This is a genomic window from Gluconobacter cadivus, from assembly GCF_015244745.1.
Taxonomy (GTDB): Bacteria; Pseudomonadota; Alphaproteobacteria; order Acetobacterales; family Acetobacteraceae; genus Gluconobacter; species Gluconobacter cadivus.
Window position 1 is genome coordinate 1 of record NZ_JABCQI010000003.1, and the last position, 21,350, is coordinate 21,350.

At 51.7% G+C, this 21,350-nt stretch carries 17 protein-coding genes and 2 pseudogenes; 15 read left to right on the forward strand and 4 right to left on the reverse strand.

Going from position 1 to position 21,350, the window contains the following annotated elements; genetic code table 11:
• The 14 genes and pseudogenes from HKD28_RS05670 to HKD28_RS05735 form a co-directional block, all read left to right on the forward strand.
• Positions 1 to 114 (forward strand): annotated as a pseudogene (locus HKD28_RS05670) (IS481 family transposase); the annotation flags it as partial.
• A gap of 191 nt (positions 115 to 305) precedes the next feature.
• Positions 306 to 1,331 carry a LysR family transcriptional regulator gene (locus HKD28_RS05675; protein WP_328749315.1) on the forward strand — a complete coding sequence of 342 codons (1,026 nt, stop codon included), beginning with the start codon at positions 306 to 308 and terminating at the stop codon, positions 1,329 to 1,331.
• Between the two features lie 109 nt (positions 1,332 to 1,440).
• Positions 1,441 to 2,223: a class I SAM-dependent methyltransferase gene (locus HKD28_RS05680; RefSeq protein ID WP_194267492.1), complete on the forward strand. Its 783-nt coding sequence runs from the start codon at positions 1,441 to 1,443 to the stop codon at positions 2,221 to 2,223.
• Positions 2,224 to 2,240: 17 nt separating this feature from the next.
• Positions 2,241 to 2,987, forward strand: coding sequence for an SDR family oxidoreductase (locus HKD28_RS05685; protein WP_194262596.1), 747 nt, complete (start codon positions 2,241 to 2,243; stop codon positions 2,985 to 2,987).
• 446 nt (positions 2,988 to 3,433) lie between these two features.
• Positions 3,434 to 4,555, forward strand: coding sequence for an MFS transporter (locus tag HKD28_RS05690; protein ID WP_194267673.1), 1,122 nt, complete (start codon positions 3,434 to 3,436; stop codon positions 4,553 to 4,555).
• Between the two features lie 70 nt (positions 4,556 to 4,625).
• On the forward strand, positions 4,626 to 5,039 hold the full coding sequence (locus HKD28_RS05695; RefSeq protein ID WP_194262597.1) for a (R)-mandelonitrile lyase: 414 nt from the start codon (positions 4,626 to 4,628) through the stop codon (positions 5,037 to 5,039).
• Between the two features lie 260 nt (positions 5,040 to 5,299).
• Positions 5,300 to 5,773 carry a (2Fe-2S)-binding protein gene (locus HKD28_RS05700; protein ID WP_194267674.1) on the forward strand — a complete coding sequence of 158 codons (474 nt, stop codon included), beginning with the start codon at positions 5,300 to 5,302 and terminating at the stop codon, positions 5,771 to 5,773.
• On the forward strand, positions 5,770 to 8,007 hold the full coding sequence (locus HKD28_RS05705; RefSeq protein WP_328749320.1) for a xanthine dehydrogenase family protein molybdopterin-binding subunit: 2,238 nt from the start codon (positions 5,770 to 5,772) through the stop codon (positions 8,005 to 8,007). The genes HKD28_RS05700 and HKD28_RS05705 overlap by 4 nt, the downstream gene beginning before the upstream one ends.
• Before the next feature lie 57 nt (positions 8,008 to 8,064).
• On the forward strand, positions 8,065 to 9,426 hold the full coding sequence (locus HKD28_RS05710; protein WP_194267493.1) for a c-type cytochrome: 1,362 nt from the start codon (positions 8,065 to 8,067) through the stop codon (positions 9,424 to 9,426).
• A 175-nt stretch (positions 9,427 to 9,601) separates the two neighbouring features.
• Complete coding sequence (locus HKD28_RS05715) at positions 9,602 to 10,072, forward strand: heme-binding protein (protein WP_194267494.1); 471 nt, start codon at positions 9,602 to 9,604, stop codon at positions 10,070 to 10,072.
• A gap of 123 nt (positions 10,073 to 10,195) precedes the next feature.
• A complete protein-coding gene (locus tag HKD28_RS05720; protein WP_207728888.1) occupies positions 10,196 to 10,738 on the forward strand; it encodes a sugar dehydrogenase complex small subunit in 543 nt (180 codons plus the stop codon).
• Positions 10,739 to 10,762: 24 nt separating this feature from the next.
• Positions 10,763 to 12,355: a GMC family oxidoreductase gene (locus tag HKD28_RS05725; RefSeq protein WP_194267496.1), complete on the forward strand. Its 1,593-nt coding sequence runs from the start codon at positions 10,763 to 10,765 to the stop codon at positions 12,353 to 12,355.
• 66 nt (positions 12,356 to 12,421) lie between these two features.
• Positions 12,422 to 13,774, forward strand: a complete 1,353-nt coding sequence (locus HKD28_RS05730; RefSeq protein WP_207728889.1) for a c-type cytochrome — start codon at positions 12,422 to 12,424, stop codon at positions 13,772 to 13,774.
• 377 nt (positions 13,775 to 14,151) lie between these two features.
• Positions 14,152 to 15,165 carry a glycosyltransferase family 2 protein gene (locus tag HKD28_RS05735; RefSeq protein ID WP_194267498.1) on the forward strand — a complete coding sequence of 338 codons (1,014 nt, stop codon included), beginning with the start codon at positions 14,152 to 14,154 and terminating at the stop codon, positions 15,163 to 15,165.
• A gap of 497 nt (positions 15,166 to 15,662) precedes the next feature.
• Here the strand turns inward: HKD28_RS05735 and HKD28_RS05740 are convergent.
• Positions 15,663 to 16,459 (reverse strand): annotated as a pseudogene (locus tag HKD28_RS05740) (IS5 family transposase).
• A 212-nt stretch (positions 16,460 to 16,671) separates the two neighbouring features.
• Between HKD28_RS05740 and HKD28_RS05745 the strand changes: the two are divergent.
• Positions 16,672 to 18,828, forward strand: a complete 2,157-nt coding sequence (locus HKD28_RS05745; protein ID WP_194267499.1) for a hypothetical protein — start codon at positions 16,672 to 16,674, stop codon at positions 18,826 to 18,828.
• Positions 18,829 to 19,078: 250 nt separating this feature from the next.
• Here the strand turns inward: HKD28_RS05745 and HKD28_RS05750 are convergent, their stop codons facing one another.
• The 3 genes from HKD28_RS05750 to HKD28_RS05760 are packed head-to-tail and all read right to left on the reverse strand — an operon-like array spanning position 19,079 to position 21,282.
• A complete protein-coding gene (locus tag HKD28_RS05750) occupies positions 19,079 to 19,978 on the reverse strand; it encodes a delta(1)-pyrroline-2-carboxylate reductase family protein (protein WP_194267500.1) in 900 nt (299 codons plus the stop codon).
• 39 nt (positions 19,979 to 20,017) lie between these two features.
• A complete protein-coding gene (locus tag HKD28_RS05755; protein WP_194267501.1) occupies positions 20,018 to 20,371 on the reverse strand; it encodes a RidA family protein in 354 nt (117 codons plus the stop codon).
• Between the two features lie 35 nt (positions 20,372 to 20,406).
• Positions 20,407 to 21,282: a D-amino-acid transaminase gene (locus HKD28_RS05760; RefSeq protein WP_207728890.1), complete on the reverse strand. Its 876-nt coding sequence runs from the start codon at positions 21,280 to 21,282 to the stop codon at positions 20,407 to 20,409.
• Positions 21,283 to 21,350: the final 68 nt, after the last annotated feature.

A 21,350-nucleotide genomic window follows, 5' to 3' on the forward strand; every position in this document is an offset into this window, starting at 1 on the left:
CTCAAGACCCTCAGTGGCCTTACCCCTTACGAATACGTCTGCAAAATCTGGACTTCAGAGCTAGAAAGATTCATCATCAATCCAACCCATCAAATCCCGGGACTAAACACCTAGAATATGATTATGAATTCTATTCACTAATCGTCAGAGACGGTTTTGCATCAAGAGTTTTATCCGTTGCGTATCGGTATTATTGGTGCGGGCCGAAACGCTCTTTGGGGCACACATGACGACGCTGCCGACAACTGGCTTACGAGGCCTCTATGAAGCCAGATTGAATCTATCAATTCAGTCGAGGGAGCGGCGTGGGCGAGAGACTCTCGGGGAGAAGCCCGATATGGGGATGCAGTTGCTACACCTCGACGGAAACTGAAGTTATCCCTAAACAATATGATCATGCTCATGAAAAAGGCTCATATATGTCTCGCGAGAATTTTAATGATCTGATCGCGTTTCTGGCCGTAGCGCGCGAAAAAAGCTTTACGCGCGCTGCTGCTAAGCTGGGTGTTTCGCAGTCCGCGTTGAGCCACACGATCCGGCTATTGGAAGAGCGCCTTGGTTTGCGACTGCTGACACGGACCACGCGAAGTGTGACGCCTACGAACGCGGGTGATTATCTTATCCGCAACATTGGCCCGCATTTCGATCAGATTGAAAGCCAGATTGCCTCTTTGGCCGAATTGCGTGACGCGCCAAGCGGTATGATCCGTGTCACCGCGACTGACGATGTCATTGCCTATCTCCTCAGACCAAAAATGGAGCAGTTTCTTAAAAAATATCCTGACATAAAAATCGAGATCCATGCAGATCTGAAGCTTGTGGATATTGTCGCCGAGCGCTTCGACGCCGGAATTAGACTGGGCGAGCAGGTGACCAAGGAGATGACTTCGGTGCCTCTCACGCCGGATATTCGTTTTGTTGTTGTCGGAACGAAATCCTATTTCAAGAAAAATCCCAAACCGAAGGTTCCACATGATCTTCTGAAACATCGATGCATCACGATGCGTCTGCCAACACATGGCGGGATCTATGCATGGGAGTTTGAAAAGGGCGGTCGGGACGTCAGGGTCCGCGTTGATGGTCCTCTGATATTTAACAGCATCTTTCCTGTGCGGGATGCCTGTCTGGACGGGCTGGGTCTGGCGCATATGCCGGAAATGGTTGCGGAGAAATATATTGCCGATGGGCGTCTGGTAAAAGTGCTTCAGGATTGGTGTCCACACTGGACCGGATATCATCTCTGCTTTCCCCACCATCATCAAAATTCCATGCCATTTTCGCTCTTTGTCGAGGAAATGCGTTATGAGGCAGGCACCCCTTCGGTTTCATGAGTAAAATCGAAGATCGTATGCAGATATGAAGGGCTAATCGTGCCGGTAAAGAGCCCTTACATTAGGAATGTGCGGCCACATGTGTGTCAAATATGAACGGGAAAATATCATGAAAGCGATTTATCCTCTCGTATGTGCTATTGCCATGACCGCGGCAGGTCAGGCAGTGGCAGCACCGACGCTTGAACAGGCAATCCATTCTCCCACACGCGATGCCCGGTTTGTGGCGCGTGATCCCATTCGGCATCCTCTGGAGGAATTACAGTTTTTCGGTTTGCGTCCGAATGCCAGCGTTGTCGAAATATGGCCGGGCGGAGGGTACTGGACGCAGATCCTGGGGCCATATCTGCATGGTCAAGGCGTCTATACGCTGGCTCTTGGTCCGGAAGATGGAAAAAGTTCCGCCTTCAGCAAGATGGTGGCCGCTCACCCTGAACTCAAGGAAACATTCAGGGCAACGCAGTTTGACAGCGGCCATCTCGATTTTGTCCCGCCAGACAGTGTCGATTTTGTCCTGACTTTTCGCAATCTGCACAACTGGATGGAAGCCGGTAATGCGCCGCAAATGCTTGCAGCTATTTATCGGGCTTTGAAGCCGGGTGGTATATTTGGTGTCGAAGACCATCGCGGCCATACAAATGCGCCGCAGGATCCGCGTGCGGAAGATGGATATGTCCGTCAGTCTTATGCGATCGCGTTAATTGAAAAAGCGGGTTTCAGGCTGGTGGGATCGTCGGAGATCAACGCCAATCCGCGTGATACCGCCAACTGGCCGAAGGGCGTGTGGACATTACCGCCGACCTTCGCGTTAGGGGACAAGGATCACGCCAAATATGCCGCCATCGGGGAGGGGGATAACTTCGTCCTGAAATTTCAGAAAATCGACCGTTAAAAATCCGGAGACTATTCATGAACAATAATGTTGCAAACAAGATCGTTGTCATTACGGGGGCCAGCAGTGGTCTCGGAGCAGAAGCCGCCCGGCATCTTGCGGCATTGGGGGCGACTGTCGTTCTGGGAGCACGGCGCGAAAGCCGGATCAAAGTCCTTGCAGACGATATTGTGGCCAAAGGCGGCAAAGCTTTGGCGATCGAAACGGATGTGACGGATCGAGCTTCGGTTCAGAACCTGATTGATACGGCTGTCAAGACTTACGGTCGGATCGACGTGCTGCTCAATAATGCAGGTGTTATGCCTTTATCCCCGCTCGAAAAACTGCGCGTTGACGAGTGGGATCTGATGATTGATGTCAACATCAAAGGCGTTCTCTATGGTATTGCAGGCGCGCTTCCACACATGAAAGCGCAGAAAAGCGGCCATATCATTAATGTATCTTCAGTTGCAGGCCATCGCGTTCTGGAAAACAGTGCAGTTTACTCGGCCACGAAATTCGCGGTTCGTGCGCTTTCTGAAGGACTGCGGGCTGAAGTGAAACCCTACAACCTGCGTACGACGGTCATTTCGCCGGGAGCGGTTCAGTCTGAGTTGCTCAATGGCGTTCATGATGAGGTGACTGCGGAGCAGCTCAGGAATTTTGTTCCTGGTATTGCGATCAGTGCAGACTCATTTGCCCGGTGTGTCGCTTTTGCGATCAGCCAGCCGGAAGATGTGGATATCAACGAAATTCTTTTCCGTCCCACAAAGCAGCAGATATAACATAGCGCTGACAGCGCGGATCACAATTCAGATGGGCCGTGTCCTGAAAAGGGCACGGCCTTTTACATGCATTCAAGAAAAACCAATAAAACAGTCCTTTAGTAGGGACGGGGCTGACCCCTATGCGCTTTTGATCGGCCGATACGCAACGGTCATTCATGAATATTATTCATGACTATGCTCGTTTTATAGTGTCTAGTCTGAATGTTCTCTATTGCCTAAATTCCCTTATCAACTCTGCCGGTCACCATGAGCAACGTTCGTGGACGCACGAGAATCATGTTTCAGGCGGCGGTGGTTTGCGGATTTTGCGCGTTATTTTTCAAAATAACCGTGCTGGTGGATCGTCTTGGTCTTGAGGTCTAATGGATACTCTCTCTCAAACATTTTCTGAAACGAGCCAAGCTTCTGACGCCCCCTCAGGATCCTGGGGGGCTGTGCTCGCCATGTCTCTTGGCGCTTTCGCGCTGGTCGCATCGGAGTTTATGCCTGTCAGTCTTCTGACACCGATTGCAGCTTATCTACATATCAGCGAAGGGCAGGCGGGTCAGGCCATTTCGGTCTCCGGCGCATTTGCTGTCCTGACCAGCCTTTTCATTTCCGCATTGGCAAAGGGGATCAATCGCAAAACACTTTTGTTGACCCTGATTGGGATGATGATTGTTTCAGGAATAGTTGTTTCTCTGGCGCCGAATTACGTCATCTTCATGCTCGGACGGGCGATGATCGGCGTGGTGATAGGGGGCTTCTGGTCAATGTCCGCCGCAACGGCGATGCGCCTTGTCTCAGATCAGCATGTTCCTCGCGCGCTTGCCATCCTGAATGGCGGAAACGCTCTTGCTACAGTTATTGCGGCACCTGCGGGCAGCTTTCTCGGTGGTCTGATTGGCTGGCGTGGCGCTTTTTTCTGCGTCGTGCCTGTGGCTGTCGTGGTTTTCGTCTGGCAGCTTCTCAGCCTTCCGTCGATGCCCAGTGAACGCCATCACCAATCTGCAAGTGTATTCGCTCTATTGACGCGCCCGGTTGTAAGAATGGGGATGATTGCCGTCAGCCTCTTCTTCATGGGGCAGTTCACGCTCTTCACCTATGTCCGGCCGTTCCTTGAAGATGTGGCTCATGTCGATGTGTCCACGCTGTCCCTAATCCTTTTGCTGATGGGAATTTCCGGCTTTATTGGCACCGTGCTGATCGGAAGCGTGCTGAAGAAGAGTGTCTACCCTGTTCTGATTGTTACTCCTCTTCTCATGGCGCTTCTGGCGCTCGGGCTTCTTGTTTTGGGACAATGGATTGTTGTCTCTGCCGTAATACTGGCGATATGGGGCCTGTTTGCGACATCCGCCCCTGTGGGATGGTGGACCTGGCTTGCCCGGACGCTCCCGCAGGATGCGGAAGCAGGAGGCGGCTTGATGGTCGCTGTCGTCCAGCTGGCCATAACGCTGGGAGCAACCTGTGGAGGGGTCCTGTTCGACGGGATTGGATATCAGGCGACCTTTGCAGTCAGTGCGTGTGTGCTTGTGCTCGCATCCCTGCTGGCTTTGTTGACGATGAGGCTGTGCCGCCAACCATAATTTTGCGGGCATTCAGGCCGGGAAACTGACCAAGCCCAACATTTTCGAACGACATACAGGAACAGTGACCATGGATATCAAGCGCATTGGATCGCAACCCTCTGTGAAGGGCCCCGCCGACTGGTTTACCGGGACGGTTCGCATCGATCCCCTGTTCAATCCACCCGAGCCTGCACAGGTGACGACAGCACTTGTAACGTTCGAGCCTGGTGCTCGAACCGCATGGCACACCCACCCGCTCGGGCAGACCCTGATCGTTACGACTGGATGTGGTTGGGTGCAGCGCGAAGGCGGTCCTGTCGAGGAAGTCCATCCCGGCGATACGATCTGGTTTGCGCCGGGCGAGAAGCACTGGCATGGCGCGGCAGCGACTACGGCGATGAGCCATATTGCCATTCAGGAAAAGCAGAACGGTTCTCCCGTCGACTGGCTCGAACATGTTTCTGACAACGAATATAACAACGGGGCCTTGTCGGACTCCTGACGTATTCTGACGTGCAGGTTTGAAGGCCGGGATGTTTCGACGGTGTATGACGCCGATCCATGAATGATTTTCATGACCATAAGATGTTTTTTCGGGATTATTCTCTGAGTGGGAAGGATCTATCCTGAGAACCGTCCATAGGGTTTTTTTTATTGACTCAAGAATTCCGGCTGATGCCTGCCAGGGGAAGACAAAGCGAGTGTCGGCTTCATTGCGTCCTGAAAACAGAAATCTGATTAACTGTGCCTGATAATGAGGGGCTGATGGAACTGACGATCAATGGTGTGCAGCACCACATCGATGTCGAGCCGGATACCCCTTTGCTCTGGGTACTGCGTGACGACCTGAAAATGACGGGTACCAAATACGGGTGCGGCCTCGCGCAATGCGGTGCCTGCACGGTTCTCATTAACGGGAATGCCGCCCGATCCTGCGTCACTCCGGTCGGTGAGTTGGGTTCTGCGGCAATCACGACCATTGAAGCGATCGAGCAGGACGAGATCGGCCAGCGGGTTGTTGCCGCATGGATCAGGCATCAGGTGCCTCAATGCGGTTATTGCCAATCCGGACAGGTCATGGCGGCGACATCGCTGCTCAAACAGACCCCGCATCCTACGGACGACGATATCAGGGCGGTCATGGTCAATCTCTGTCGCTGTGGAACCTATAATGCCATCAGTGCCGCGATCCATGACCTGGCAGGAGACGTAGGGCAGGAAGGAGCGAAGAAGTGAGGAACGCTTCATTCGATGCGATGGCAATGAGTGACGTTCCGGTCAATCTCTCCCGGCGCCGCTTTATGCTGTCTTCGGCGGGTATCGCGGCAGGAGCCTTTGTTCTCGGGCTGGGCGTGCCCCAGCGGAGTGCGCGTGCCGAGGCAACGAAACTGCGTGGTACCAAGGTTCCGGCGTTTCTGGAAATACGGCCTGACAGTATGGTGCGGCTTCAGAGCCCCTTTGTTGAAGGGGGGCAGGGTACATTCACGGCCATGGCCCAGATCGTCGGTGAGGAACTGGATGCCGATCCCGCCACCTTTGTCGTCGAGAATGCTCCTCCGGGTGACGCGTATGTTGTCATGGACAACGGCATGCGCATCACCGGTGGCAGCATGTCCATTCGGAACGGTTATTCCGCGATGCGCCGGCTCGGGGCATTGGCTCGCGAGATGCTGCTACAGGCAGCCGCGCGGCAGTTTAACGTACCTGTAGAGGAACTGACGACGCAGCCTGGCCGGGTGGTTCATGCGGCGTCCGGGCGCTCAGTTGCCTACGGGGATCTGGCTCATGAGGCAATGAGTCTGCCGGTACCGAATCCGGCCAATGTCAAACTGAAGGAACCAGAAGAATTCCGCTGGATCGGTGCGCCCGTTCCGCGTGTAGATGTTCATGACAAGTCAACGGGCAAGGTGGTCTATACGGTTGATGTCAGCGTGGAGGGCATGCTTCATGCGGCCGTGCAGCACGCTCCACGGCTTGGCATGACCATCCAGGGCGTGCGTAACGAAGACCAAGTCCGGGCGATGAAGGGGGTGCATTCCACGCATCGGCTTCCGGGCGCATTTGCGGTGGTGGCCGAACGCTGGTGGGACGCAAAGCGAGCGGCCGAGGCTGCTCTGATCGACTGGCAGGAGCCTGGACCGGATACGACAATGCGGGTCATGCCCGCTGACTTTTCGACGGAAGCCTTCCGGAAGGAACTGGCTGATGCACATGGCCCCGGTGAGGATGCGGAAACCAGAGGCGATGTGGTCCGGGGGCTGAAAAATGCCCATACGGTCGTGGAAGCGACCTATGCAAGCCAGTATGTGAATCATGCACAGCTCGAACCGCCGTCCGCGTTAGCCCGTTTCAATCCTGATGGCGCGCTGGAGGTCTGGGTGCCCAATCAGGCGCCGGACATGTTCCGTGCGGACATTGCCAAACGCACGGGCCTGCCCGTCGAAAAAATTATCATTCATTCCCAGATGCTGGGCGGATTTTTTGGTCGTCATTTCCTTTACGAGACAGCCAGTCCCTATCCACAGGCGATTACGCTGGCAAAGGAAACCGGCCGTCCTGTTAAGCTGATCTGGAGCCGTGAGGAAGAATTTCTGCGCGATACGCTGCGACCGATGGCGGCAGTACGGTTTCGCGGTGGACTGGATAGGAACGGCATTCCCGTAGCTCTTGAGGCCGTCAGTGCGACTGAAGGTCCAACAGAAGGCCTCAACAACAAGCGCGGCGACAGGCTGGATGACAGTGCTCTCGAAGGGCTGACCGGAAAGTCGTACGACATCCCTGACCGACGGATTGCTCAGCATTTCGTCAAAAGCCCTGTGATGCTCGGTTACTGGCGTTCCGTCGGGAACTCCATGAATGATTTTCTCTATGAAACATTTCTGGACGAGCTTGCGGACAAGGGGCATCAGGACCCCTACGAGCTTCGGTTACACCTGCTGCGGGACAACAGGCGTCTGACGACTTTGCTCAAGTCGGTTGCAGACCTGTCCGGCGGCTGGAAGCGTGGCCCGTTTACGGCAGCGGATGGTTCACGCCGCGCGCGCGGGATTGGCATGGCGTCCCCTTTCGGGTCTGAAGCTGCGGCGATTGCGGAAGTATCGCTCGAAAACGGGCGTGTCAGGGTGCACGAGGTCTGGGAGGCAATCGATCCTGGAAAGGTCGTGAACCCCGCGATTGTGGAAGCGCAGGTCAATGGAGCCATAGCTCTTGGACTGTCTCAGGTGCTTCTTGAAGAGACTGTTTACGAGAACGGTATGCCGCGCGCGCGGAACTATGATGGCTACCCAATTCTCGCTTTGAATCAGATGCCTCGCGTGCATGTGAAGATTATCGAGAGTGGCGAGAAGATGGGTGGCGTCGGGGAGCCACCGCTGCCTGCCATTCCGCCCGCGGTGGTTAACGCGGTTTCGACCCTGACCGGGCGGCGTATCCGAAGCATGCCGCTGTCACGTCATGACTTTGCAAGCTGAGACGTTGATCGTCGTCTGGCACGTCTCGCGTGCAGCAGAAAGAGTGCGGAACTGAAGATGACTAACCGCCTGAAGAAAATTTTCGCAGTCGTGATCCCTGCATCGACTGTTTTGGCTGGGGGAACGGCATGGTTCGTGACCCGTCTCCCTGCGTCGTCCTTTGAGAATACCGGTTCTCAGGGGGAGCCGTCGGCGCAACTCATGGCGCGAGGGGAGTATGTCTCCCGTCTGACGGATTGTGTGGCCTGTCACAGTGTGCCGGGTGGGGCAGCCTATACCGGGGGCCTGAAGATGGTGACGCCGATGGGCGCAATCTTCGCCACGAACATCACGCCTGATCGAGAGACGGGGATCGGTGCCTATACGCTGGCGGATTTCGACAGGGCGCTTCGTTCCGGTGTGGCAAAGGATGGGCACCGTCTTTATCCGGCCATGCCCTATCCGTCCTATGCCAAGCTTTCTGACGATGATGTCAAAGCGCTTTATGCCTATTTCATGAAGGGCGTCCCGGCCGTTCATCTGGAAAACCGGAAAAGCACGATCCCCTGGCCGCTGAACATGCGCTGGCCTCTGGCTTTCTGGAATGTGGTTTTTGCCCCGTCAGACGTTTATCGCCCGGACACGTCTAAAGATGCCCAATGGAACCGGGGCGCCTATCTTGTCGAAGGGGCAGGGCACTGCGGGGCCTGTCATACGCCGCGAGGTCTGGCCTTCAACGAAAAGGGGACAGACAGGCATAGTGCGGCCTTTGTCTCCGGCGCTCTGATCGATGGCTGGTTTGCGCCCAGCCTGCGCAACGATGCAAACACGGGTCTGGGCCGGTGGAGCGAGGACGATGTCTTCCGTTTTCTCAAGACCGGCCGAAACGACCATGCCGTCGTGTTCGGCTCCATGACAGAGGCTTTCAACAACTCGACGCAGTTTTTCTCGGATGATGATCTACGGGCTGTGGCACACTATCTCAAGTCTCTGCCTGGCAACGCGCAACGTGACGGAACGCCGTGGCAGTATGAGCCGACACAGGCCAAGGCACTCCAACCCGCTGGACGACAGGGCATCCCCGGTGCGCAGACCTACATGGCGAAATGCAGCTTCTGTCATGGGGCGGATGGACGCGGGCAGTGGGAGTGGGTTCCGCCGCTGGCAGGAGCTGCTTCGTCTCTGGTGCCGGACAGTTCCTCCTCCATCAACGTTACGCTCAACGGGTCTGGTCGTGTCGTCGCGGCCGGAGTGCCGGATTCCTACCGAATGCCGTCGTATCGTGAACAGCTTTCCGACAGGGACATTGCGGATGTGCTGACCTTTGTCCGTTCGTCGTGGGGGAATCGTGGTGCTTCTGTCACTGCAGCAGAGGTCAAGACGCTACGGAAGAAAACACGTCCAGCAGACAGTGGTGTTGTTGTCCTCAAAATAAATTGAACCTGTCCTGACCGGTTTTAGATCGTGCAATCAGGTAACGTGCCTGTATTGAGACAAAGCTGTGTGGAAAGAGCCGATTTCCGTTCCGCACGACGTCCGCATCGGAGGTACTTTCGGGAGTAAGTGGAATGCAGGTTAGATCATCACTCCCATAAAACCAGATAAGAGAGACGTTATGACAAAAATAATACCGGTTTTATTCATTTCTATTTTGGAGACGTCTTCTTTTTTCGTTCCCGCATCTGCGGTCGAACAGCGTCCGGCTCTTGAGGATAAAGACATATTGAAAATGGCTTCAGCTGCGCGAGACGCTCTTGCACGACAGCATATTGAAGGTTGCATCGTGATTGCCGATCCTGACGGCATGCCCCTCTATGTCCAGCGTCAGGTCGATGCGACCCCGAACTGCCTTGCATCCGCTTTGGCAAAAGCAAAATCAGCAGCTTTTTTCAAAACGGACACAAATACTGCTTACCAGAGCCTTCTGAAAGGTGAAGTGCATAATCTGGCAGTTCCCGATTTATCCTCCAACCCTGGTGGTCTTCCGCTTTATGTCGGCAAGACGATTGTTGGTTCTATCGCAATCAGTACCCCTGATGGCGAGAAAGATATTGCTGTAGCGCATGCTGCTGCCAGTGCATTGTGACGATATTCAGGATTTGTCAGGCAGGCAGGAGCATGGCCTTCAAAGCACATTCACTGATGCTTGATCCTGTCGAACCATTATTTTCTGTCATATGGCGGGTTGTTACCTGAGGAGGGAAACATCGTGCGTTCCACACAAAACGGCCTCTCTCGTCGCCAGCTTTTGGCAGCCTCCCTTGCACTTCCCGTCATAGGAAGTCTTCCGGGTATCGCGCGTGCCGCAGGGCTTCTGACGTCTACTGATTTCCATCAGCTTTGCGTGGTTCTGACGGGAAAGGACAATTTCAATCCTGAATTTTCCAGGCGGATACTGAAAGCCTTTACCCAAAAAGACAGTAACTTCCCTGTTAGAGCGAACGATTTGAGAGAGTCCCTGAAAGCCGCCGACCTCACGGATATGTCGAATTTCGCCAGTTATGCCCAACAGAATAAAGACCTCGCCTCCGTGGCGCTGAGCATTATTTCCGCCTGTTATCTTGGTTACACCGGTACGCCGGCAATGGACGCAACTCCGGCCGTCGGTCATCCCGTAGATGATGCAACATTCATTACCTATGTCGGTGCGTTGATGTATGCGCCTACAAAAGATACGACCGTTATTCCAAGCTATGCCAGAGGACGCACAAATTATTGGGTGAACCCTCCGTCTGCCCAGAATGCCGGCTAACTTCTGTTTCAGGTAAATGTAAAAATGACCATTCAGTATGATGCAGATGTTATTGTCGTTGGTTCAGGGGCGCTTGGAAGCAATGCTGCCTATGAACTTCTGAAGCATGGCAAATCGGTTATTGTTCTGGAATCCGGGCAATCAATACCGCGCTGGAAAATCGTCGAAAATTTCCGCTCCTCTCCCCGTAAGGGCAATCATAACGACCCGTATCCCAATCAGCCCTGGGCTCCGACCTCTTTTTCCCCGGGCTATATCGAGAACACTGGAAACTTTAAATTTCTTCCAGGAATGTTGCGTTTGGTTGGAGGAACCACCTGGCATTGGGCCGGAGCAACATGGCGGTTCCTGCCCAACGATATGAAACTCAAAACCCTTTACGGTGTGGGGCGCGACTGGCCGATCTCCTATGAAGACCTCGAACCTTACTATGGACGTGCCGAGTTCAACCTTGGTGTTGCAGGCAGCGATACTCAGGATCAGTCCGGTCAGGGCAGTAACCACCAGTTTCCGGCACGATCAACGCCTTATCCCGTTTCGCCGGAAGCCGAAACCTATTATTTTCAGCGGCTCAAGGCTCGTCTGGCGCCTGAGGGTTTCAATTTCATCCATGAACCCAACGCCCGGACCAACCAGCCATGGGACGGGCGCCCTGGATGTTCAGGAAACAACAACTGCATGCCTGTCTGCCCCATTGGCGCCATGTACTCTGGAGATGTGCATGCCAGACATGTTCAGGCGCTCGGGGGAAAAATTATTGAAAATGCAACGGTCTTCAAACTTGAGAAGGGGCCTGACGGTAAGATCGTGGCGGCTCACTACAGAACGTCCGAACACAAGGATGTCCGTCTGACAGCGCGCTACTTCATCATTGCCAGTAATGGACTTGAAACACCCAAGCTCCTACTCATGTCCGACGTTGCCAACGCTTCCGATCAGGTAGGCCGCAACCTTATGGACCACACAGGGATGGGGCTACAGTTTCTGGCAGATGAACCCCTATGGCCAGGACGTGGCCAGGTGCAGCAAGGGGGAATTTTCAACTGGCGTGATGGTGATTTCCGACGTGAACACTCAGCCATCAAGCATGCGTTGACAAACACAGTGCCTAATCGGGCTATTACGCAGCACTTGTTGTCCCAGGGCATCGTTGGGCCCGAACTGGATGAAAAAATCAAGGACTGGGCTGCACGATGGGTCGATATTTCAACGGTCTTCGAACTCCTGCCGAGCCCATCCAACCGGATTCAGCCATCCACGACCCGCAGGGATGCCCTCGGTATTCCCACCATGACCATTCACTACGACACAGACGACTATATTGAGAAAGGCGCTGCTGTCGCCAAGGCAGACTACGCGAAATTCGTTGCGGGCATGGGAGGTACTGTTATCAACGACAATACCGGCTGGCAGAACCGGGACCACATCATGGGTACTGTCCTGATGGGGGACGATGCGAAAACATCTGTCGTAAACGGCGAATGCCGGAGTTGGGACCACAGCAATCTGTTTATGGCAACCACCGGCGTGATTCCGGCCTGCGGCGTTGTGAACCCCACACTGGCTGGTGTCGCTCTGGCCATCAGGTCAGCAGACATTATCGCAAAGGAAGTCTGAGCCATGCCTCGCTATCTTGCACCTGGTCTCGGTCTTGTCATCCTTACAGCGATTCCCCGTCTGGCTATGGCGCAGGCCAGTACGGAAGATCTCGTCAGGCAGGGGGCGTATATCGCCCGCGCTGCGGATTGTATGGCCTGTCATACCAATCCTGGCGGCAAATCCTATGGCGGTGGTTATGTCATCTCCTCTCCGCTCGGGGACATCATCGCGACCAATATTTCGCCGTCCCGGCAGTACGGGATCGGAAACTGGACGGAAACCCAGTTCTCCAGGGCTGTGCGCGAAGGTATCGCGCCTGAAGGTCATCTTTATCCGGCCATGCCCTATACGGCATATTCGGGGATCAGCGATGCTGATATTCATGCCCTGTATCTCTATTTCACGAAGGGCACCAAGCCTGTTGATTTACCTCCGGAAAGGCACACTGCTTTGCCATTTCCCTTCAATCAACGTTGGTTGATGGCCGGGTGGAATCTTCTGTACTCAACCGGTAAACCTATGTCAGCCGCTACAACAGCAGCAGGCGGCACACAGCGGGGAGAGTATTTGGTTAAGGTACTGGCCCATTGTTCAACCTGCCATACACCGCGAAACATCGGCATGTCGGAAGATCAGAGCCGTTTTCTCGCTGGCGCTGATCTTGGTGGCTGGCATGCGCCCAACCTCACATCCGACGCCATAAGTGGCCTTGGCGGCTGGAGCGACGACGAACTCAAGTCTTATCTTCGAGACGGCGCTGCTCACGGTAAAAGCCAAGCGGCCGGGGGAATGGCCGAAGCGGTTGAACACAGCCTACGGCATCTTACCGATGCGGATCTTGATGCGATTGTCCGGTATCTTCGGACCGTCAAGCCTGTAAGAAACCCGAACCAGAGCCGTCCCGGCTTCAGCGTTACAACTGGGAAACCTGTCGATCTGGCTGTTCTTGATGCTCCTATAAACCGTAGTCCCGATGCCCTGACGAACGCTTCCAGCATCAATGGCGCGGAGCTTTACACGGGAGCCTGTGCTTCATGTCATCAACTTAACGGCCAAGGGACACATGACCAGTTCTACCCGTCATTGACCTCAAATACTGCAGTGGGTGGCCCAACGGCCCAAAATCTGGTGATGGCAATCCTCAAGGGCGTGAACCGTGCGACGAATAACGGTACCGTCACGATGCCTGCGTTTGAAAAACAGCTCAACGACGCGCAGGTGGCATCCGTAGCGAATTATGTTCTTCAGCGCTTTGGAAATGACGCGATCCACGTCAATGCAGCGGACGTCACGCTTCTTAAGGAGGGGGGAGCCAAGTCTTTCCTTGTTCGATATGCCCAGATTGCTGCCATAGGCGGTGTAAGCATCATGGCCGTTTTGGTTTTTGTGAGCCTAATTGTTATTCTGTACAAAAATCGTAATTCCAGTAAAGAATAACCGTGTCTGGAGAATTATGTATCCATAATCGTCTGGTCCAGAGTGACATACAACATGTTCGGAAAATATTACTTTCGATACAAAAAGTTGATGCCCTCTGGTTAAGACAACATCGGACAATGCGCTAAGGCACGACGTCTCTTGAGTTTCTCATATGACTCTCAATGCGAGTGTGGTGTTTGTATATCGGCCTATTGTACCTGACAGGCTTCCCGCAAAATCTCCGTCCCGACAGGTAGAATTCTATATCTTTCTCTTCCAGAGTATCTGAAGCCGAGTGTTATGATACCGTTCACATTTTCATCAAAAGTGGATTTTCTATTTAAATTGTATATTATAGTATCCTAGTGCATGGATTTAGCATATTTAGGTGTTTTATGGGCAAAATCGATTGTGTTGTTTCAGTCATTATCCCAGCATATAATGCTGAAGATTTTATCGAGCAAGCTGTTCATTCTGTTCTGAAGCAGACGATGAGTAATTTTGAGATAATTATTGTTAACGATGCATCCCGTGATAAAACTAGAGAAAAATCATTAAAGCTTTGTGAGCTTGATGAGCGTATCACATATTTTGAGAACGATAAAAATCTCGGGGTTTCAGAGTCAAGAAATTTCGGAATCAGAAAATCTAAAGCAAAATATATAGCAATACTCGATTCAGATGATTTTTGGAGAGAGGACAGACTATCAATAATGATAGAGCATATGGAAAAAAATAATCTTGATATGCTTGCGGATCAGCTTGTTGTTTTAACCGAAAATTCGCGAGAGAATGCATTTTCTCCAGAATGGATGAAATACAATAAATATATAAATATATTTCGTTATATGTCTATGGATTGGCCAGGTTTACAGAAAACTATGCCTTTATGTTATATGAAGCCCGTTTTCCGTAAGGAATTTATTTTAAAAAAGAATATTTTTTACGATAAAGAATTGAGCATTGGCGAAGACTCTCTGTTTTATTCATGTATGGTTGTAGCTGGAGCAAAATTCATGGTTATTCCAGATGCGCTTTATTTTTATACAGTTAGAGATGGATCTCTCTCAAAGATAAATCTGCCCGCACTACAGTTGATGAAAATACCAAAAAAAATAATAGAATTCTTTATATTGAAAAATATAGAAATTGATAGAAAAATTCAATTTGCTATAAATGCAAAATATCAATCATATCTTTTGAAACATTCAATTGACCTAATGAAAAATGGTTTTTATAAAAAATCTATACTAAATTTAATGAAAATCCAGATTGGTACGTATGTAAGGTGGGCGATTTATTTCATAAAGCTTGTTTGTAGGAAATTTTTTCTTTCATCAGGGTTTAAATTTGGAACAGAAAAAGAAATTGCCCCGCCATTTATATCGACTTTAAGACGCATGTCGTAGGTTTGCGCTTCATAACCAAAGCATGAGAGTGGACTGGGGAATAGAGGGCTGAACATCTGTCGTAGCAGGTTGCTGCCGTCGTCAGTTCTTTATACCCCCGAACATAATTCCGACCGGTTGCGTCGTTGATATTTATCTCTTGTTGTATTTTATGAATTCTCGACGTTGCTTCCTGTAGTTGTGTATTGTCTAGTTACACCCGCGCTGACCATTACGGTTCAAAAAATAGTCTCGCCCAACACTTAGTCGTCATCAAGCTGAGAGTGGCCATGATTCTCGGGAAAGAGTGCGCGCAGACTCTCCATCCACCAATCAGTTGCCAAGAGTGATTGCTTATCTCCAACCGCTTTATTGATTCTGAAGTGGTTTCCGTAAATAAATCAACGAAATGTTTGCGGGTACGGGTGCGCCATTTTAACCGTCATCTCAATGATTTTACACCATTCTCGATACTGGTTTGGGCGCAAAATACTCAATATAGCGAACGCTAGGGCCTGTTATGGCTTAATCCAGTCTGCTGCGGCAGCGATGTGGATGACGGCGAGGAACGATATTGCTGTTTTTTCGTATCTGGTTGCGACAGCGCGCCACTCCTTGAGGCGAGCTCAGAGATTCTCAACGAGATGCCGGCACCGATAGACCCATTTTGGGCAGGCGACCGCCCCATCGCGTCGTTTCGCAGGAATGGCGGGCCTGGCTCCCATGTCCCATATCCGTTCATGAAAGGCGTTCGACGCGTAGCCCTTGTCCGCCACGACCCACAGGGGGGTGGCGGGAAGACTGTCGAGCATGGCTGGTACCAGGGGCAGTTCATGAGCCTGTCCGGGGGCCAGCGCAAAACCAAAGGCTTTTCCATGTCCATCAGCGATCACGCAGACTTTCGTACCATAACCGCCGCGAGAGCGGCCAAGTGCTTCACGATGGTCTCGCTCTTCGAAAGAGGCCCCTTTTTTTGGACTCCCGCCGCTTTGTGGTGAGCCCTGATGTTCGTGCCATCCAGAAAAGTCATTCCGAACGCCACTCCGTGTTGTTCCTGAACCCGTTCGAGCAGGCGTTCCCATACGCCGAGTTTCGCCCAGCGGATGAAAAGCTGTGCTGCCCGCCACCACGGACCCAGTTCAGCGGGGATACTCCGCCATTTCGCGCCATTCTCATGGCGCCAGAAAATCGCTGCTATCGTGCGCCGCAGATCATGGGGCGGCGTCTTGCCTCGTGGGCGAACCGCCTCAATCAGAGGTTCCCAGATCGCCCATGTCTCGTCCGTAAAAGTGCCTGTTCCGTATCCTTCTTCCATCCCTACAATATGGGAAGAATTTCAAGATCTAACAGACCCTAGAAATATCGACATTTCGACGGCATGACTCATTTCCAATTGTGGGAAAAGAAACGCTTAGCTATTGAGAAAATTCGCCATATATGCTATGTTTGATATGCTGGTGTTTATGTATAAGTACAAACCAGCCGAGCGCAAGCTATAAAATCAAAAAACAAAATTGGATATTTATTGTGAGCAATCGCATATTTAAGCACGCTTTCATAATTATATTTTTATCGAGTGTCCCTTTGGGGGTAACAAAAGCCAATGCTGCTACAAGTGATAATATTATTGAAAATTATAAAGATTCCAATGGGAAAATACGTCCCATAACCATGGAAGCAAAATTGGATTCATCCAATGTGCCCGTTGTGGAGAATTACAAAGACAATAATGGAAAATGGAAAGAAGTATTAATTACTCAGCAAATTTGTGGTCTAGATGAAAATTCTCATCCAATAGCTTGTGGGTCTGATGGGGTTGATAGTTCTGGTAATATAAATTCTCCAATATACTCACCTATGGTGAATAGTACGGTCGCAAACCTTACAAGCACGGGAGTAAATACCCCAATTCTTTCAATTGGTGGCAAACAATCTTCTTACGCTTTGCCGGGACAAAATTCTGATCCTTACGTTCCTCCTCACGCACTTTGGCTGGGATCTCAACGAGCTGGAGCGAGTACATCGTCTGTTGCAACAGACAATCTTGGTACGGGCTCATCTATTGTTCTGCGTGGGCGTCCTGATGGGTTTATGGACCTTGGTTGCCTGACGTGTACGGTTACTACTAATAAAAGCGTATTTGATACTCGCGCAGGTTTATCTACAAACCTCACAAGTGCATCAAACATTGCGAATGATCCATCTTTCGATACGGTCGTTCATTATGATCAAACGGGAAATGACGAGCCTGTAATCGTGGTAAAGGGTGTAACCTATGACGCGACGCATATCTTTTTACCATCGGGATCGCCGCTAGATACTCAGCAGATTGCCCGAATTCACCCCAATATGTACATAACCACCAATTCCATTTCAAATGATGTTTCACAACAAAACAACACAACTACAGATAGCGGTTTACAAAATCCTTCTGTCGGTAGTTCTATAAATAATCATAATTATTTTGTTTCGACTGTTTCGTCAGTTTCTCCTGATGGAAAATCGATTACAGTCAATGGCTGGGGAATCATGAATGGTAATAATACCGGCCATCCTTGGAAAACTAATGATATTCCAACATCGAATTATGACACTGTACGGAATAATTTTGGCCAAGCGGTTGCTATGATCGGATCCCCGACACAGACTGGCGGCAGAAATCTTTACATGACTTTTGATCCTGTTGCTAATCCTGATAGTCTTATAGACTATCTCAACGGCGACGAACTGGATCTTCACTACAACGGCGATAAGTCTAATGAAGCGACGATGCGTGGTATCGTTATAGCTTTTGACTGTGAAGGCTCCGCTGCGCCGAGTTCTGGAGTGTGTTATCATCCTACTTACGATAGCGTAGGGTTGGAAATTAACGGAAATAATCTGCCTAACGGCATCAAAAATACAGTTTCCGGGTGGGCCAACGAGTACAAAGGATATAATTTCTACATTCCAGGGTCTGAAGCGCCGTCTCTTGGAAAAAATAATTCCCATACTTCTTTCGAAACGAGAACACCCACATCGATCGGCACAAATGTGCTCGTAACCCGTTCTTGGGTAACACAGAATGATGCTGCTACGTCTCCAATATGGTCAGATTACCAAGTTAATTTGGGTCTGGTAATCGATGGAAAGCAATGGGATAGCAGTGCAAATACTGGCACAAATATGGGTATGCTTTCATTTAACTTCAATAGTGCCAATCTTGGAGGCGTTTGCCTGATTGGTAATAATACAGCTAGTGGAGACTCCAATGCGCCCGGCTTGTGTGTGCGTGGTAATGGAGATGTCTGGAGCGCAGGGGCATTCCGTCTCGCCAACAATAGTCCGTTGATGGGGGCCAGTTCTTCTGGAAATAATGGCATTGGCGCAACCCTGGCTCCCGACGATTCAGGAAATTGGAACGTTGGAACCCAGGTTTCGGGCGGGGGAAATATTAAGGGTGTTAATACGTATTTTGGTACCGTTCTTCAGGTTCCGTATATTGAAGGTGTATCGCTAATACGGACGGGCACTAATCAGTCCTTAGACGATATTAAAAATTCCTCACATGAGGTAAGTGATCGTGTTTGGTGCAATGATTGCCTTAATGTTGACCAAGCGGCCGGTGGTGGGAGTGGTCGATGGATTTTCATGGATAATAAAAATACTTGGCGCAGTGATGATGGCGCTGTTGCTGCACACTAGGCGTTATTGACAAAAATTCTATTTAGATGAGCTTTCGTATGGTTCCAAACTTCTCTTAATGAGGAGTAGTGAATACGTTTTGATCAGGCGGTGGAAGGGTGGTCAATCTATCGGCACCCCTCTGTCGTTTGTTTTTATTTGCCCACGGCCGATGATGAAGAGCTTTTTGATCCATCAGATACTGCTTCGTGTTGGTGGATCAAAAAGGAGGACGTCGAAAACCGTTAGAGTATGACAGGCAAAAAATCCGTTATGCGAACTTCGGCAGGAACTGCAAGGCAAGCCGACAGGCTGCGAGATCCCATGCGGCACAACCGACGCTTTTGAAGAAGATTGGCTGGTTTAGCGGCGCCTTTCCCCGCAGACTCTCGGCAAGAGGAACAACGTCTGACCATTTTTTTTCAGCCTGAATAATATCCCCTGCTTCATGGGGCGCTCCAACAGGATCATCGACGACGCAGAGACTGTTCAGGACAACATTAGGGCCAATCTCGATCATGTCCGGTCGATACGCGCCCACACCGATAACAAGTGTCTCCGGCGAAGCCTGCCCATCGAACAGGATTTTCTGGCTGCTGGTGACGGAAATAACAGCATCATACTGATTTTCAGTGTCGCGTTCGGCCTGAATTCGAAGGGCGGGATATGGGCCTTCTATCAACGACATGATGCGCTGCGCGTTTCTTCCCCGTATTGAGACTGAAAGGCCCGGGTAAAATTCATTCAGCGCTTCAAGATGAACCCGTGCCTGTGCCCCGGTTCCGATAAGTAAAATGTCTTCGAGGCGTTTTGGACGAAAACAGGACAGGCCGAGCATTGAAATTGCGGCTGTACGTCGTTCAGTCGCACTAATGCCATCCAGGGCGAACAGAAAATGTCCGTCCTTGGCATCCAAGCACGTTACCTGCCCCTGAAGGGTTGGCAGATCTGTATTCTCCGGGAAAATGGTCAACAGCTTGTGGGCGATTAGATCAGGGCCACAGGCCACCATCGACAGCACGCTTCCGCGTTGATCGGCTGTTGGAACGACGAGGCGTTCCGGGCAGATGATTGTCCCGTCCCGGTATTCTGTGATGGCTGTCCTGAGCGCTGTGATCAGCGGTTGAAAGGGGAGAGCCTGTCGTGTTTCATCGGCTGAAAGAATGCGCATGGAAGCTCCGGAACGGTGTCAGGAAATCAGAATTCTCTTTCAGGATCCGAGGCGTGCGACCAGTGTCATTTCAACTTTCCAGGCCGGGTCCGCCAGACGTGCCTCTACCGTGGCACGGGCAGGCTTGGCACCCTGATCGAGCCATGCGTCCCATGCCCTGTTCATCGCGCCAATCTCGGAAATATCCGTCAGGAAGATCTGTACGGAGACGATGTCGCTTTTCCGGCTGCCGGCCTGTGCCAGAAGACTATCAATCTGATGGAGGACGTTGGCAGTCTGCCCTTCCGTGTCCAGGGTTTCGTCCGTCGTCACCTGACCCGCGAAATGGATCATGCCATTGCAGATGACGGCGCCGCTGAGGCGCTCGTGAGGATCCAGACGTGTGATCGACATTGCTGATAATCCTTATATTCGGGGAAAAGGGCTTTTTAGAAAATGATTGCTGGTAACGTCATGACGTCCTGCAAATAGGCGTCATAGAGACTGCGAAAGACTGGTCCGGGAATCCCACCGCCAACGCTCACGCCATCCATTTCGATAACGGGAACGGCGATCGTCGAGGCACTTGTGTAAAAGACTTCCGTCGCGCCCAGAACGTCAGTCTTTGAAAACGGCCGCTCCGCGATTGTCAGACCATGACGTTTGGCAATTTCAATGATTGTCCGGCGCGTAATGCCCGGCAGGATATCCTGGGAAAGATTGCGCGTAATCAGTTCGTTGCTCGCACTGACGATGAATGCGGTCGAGGAAGCGCCTTCGGTGATCTCGTCGCCATCCAGCATCCAGGCTTCGTTGACCCTAGCCTGCTTCACGGCGTGTTTGGCCATGACCTGCGCCAGAAGCGATGTGGATTTGATGTCCCGCCGCGCCCAGCGCAGATCGGGCACGGTAATGATCCGCCCACCGGTTTCGATGACCGGATTGGACTGAACCCGTGAGAATTGTGGAAACATCACAACGGTCGGTTCAAGGCCCTCGGCATATTGGAAAGCTCGCTCCGCCACGCCGCGACTGACCTGAATATAGATCAGCCCGTTGCGCAGTTCATTGCGCCGCATCAGTTCGGTTTCAATCCCGGTCCATGCTTCAATGCTGAACGGATTGGCAATTCCGATCTCTGCCAAAGAACGCTCGAGACGCTGGAGATGGTGGTCGTTATCCACAAGACGCCCCTCGATGACAGCCGTCACTTCATAGACGCCATCACCGAAAAGAAACCCGCGATCCATGACAGGAATGACGGCATCCCGAAGAGGAACGAATTCCCCCCGTACGAACCCGATACGGTTGTCGACAGTCGACACGATCCCTCCCTTGCAAGCCGGTCTGTTGAGATCCTGTATAAAAGAAGTTTCCTGCACTGGCATATCGG

What these genes read in the sequence shown, in the direction of transcription:
- HKD28_RS05685 (WP_194262596.1), top strand. Translation starts at nt 2,241, where the DNA reads ATGAACAATAATGTTGCAAACAAGATCGTTGTCATTACGGGGGCCAGC.
- HKD28_RS05680 (WP_194267492.1), top strand. Translation starts at nt 1,441, where the DNA reads ATGAAAGCGATTTATCCTCTCGTATGTGCTATTGCCATGACCGCGGCA.
- HKD28_RS05725 (WP_194267496.1), top strand. Translation starts at nt 10,763, where the DNA reads ATGACCATTCAGTATGATGCAGATGTTATTGTCGTTGGTTCAGGGGCG.
- HKD28_RS05755 (WP_194267501.1), bottom strand. Translation starts at nt 20,371, where the DNA reads ATGTCGATCACACGTCTGGATCCTCACGAGCGCCTCAGCGGCGCCGTC.
- HKD28_RS05710 (WP_194267493.1), top strand. Translation starts at nt 8,065, where the DNA reads ATGACTAACCGCCTGAAGAAAATTTTCGCAGTCGTGATCCCTGCATCG.
- HKD28_RS05695 (WP_194262597.1), top strand. Translation starts at nt 4,626, where the DNA reads ATGGATATCAAGCGCATTGGATCGCAACCCTCTGTGAAGGGCCCCGCC.
- HKD28_RS05690 (WP_194267673.1), top strand. Translation starts at nt 3,434, where the DNA reads ATGTCTCTTGGCGCTTTCGCGCTGGTCGCATCGGAGTTTATGCCTGTC.
- HKD28_RS05730 (WP_207728889.1), top strand. Translation starts at nt 12,422, where the DNA reads ATGGCGCAGGCCAGTACGGAAGATCTCGTCAGGCAGGGGGCGTATATC.
- HKD28_RS05750 (WP_194267500.1), bottom strand. Translation starts at nt 19,978, where the DNA reads ATGCGCATTCTTTCAGCCGATGAAACACGACAGGCTCTCCCCTTTCAA.
- HKD28_RS05715 (WP_194267494.1), top strand. Translation starts at nt 9,602, where the DNA reads ATGACAAAAATAATACCGGTTTTATTCATTTCTATTTTGGAGACGTCT.
- HKD28_RS05735 (WP_194267498.1), top strand. Translation starts at nt 14,152, where the DNA reads ATGGGCAAAATCGATTGTGTTGTTTCAGTCATTATCCCAGCATATAAT.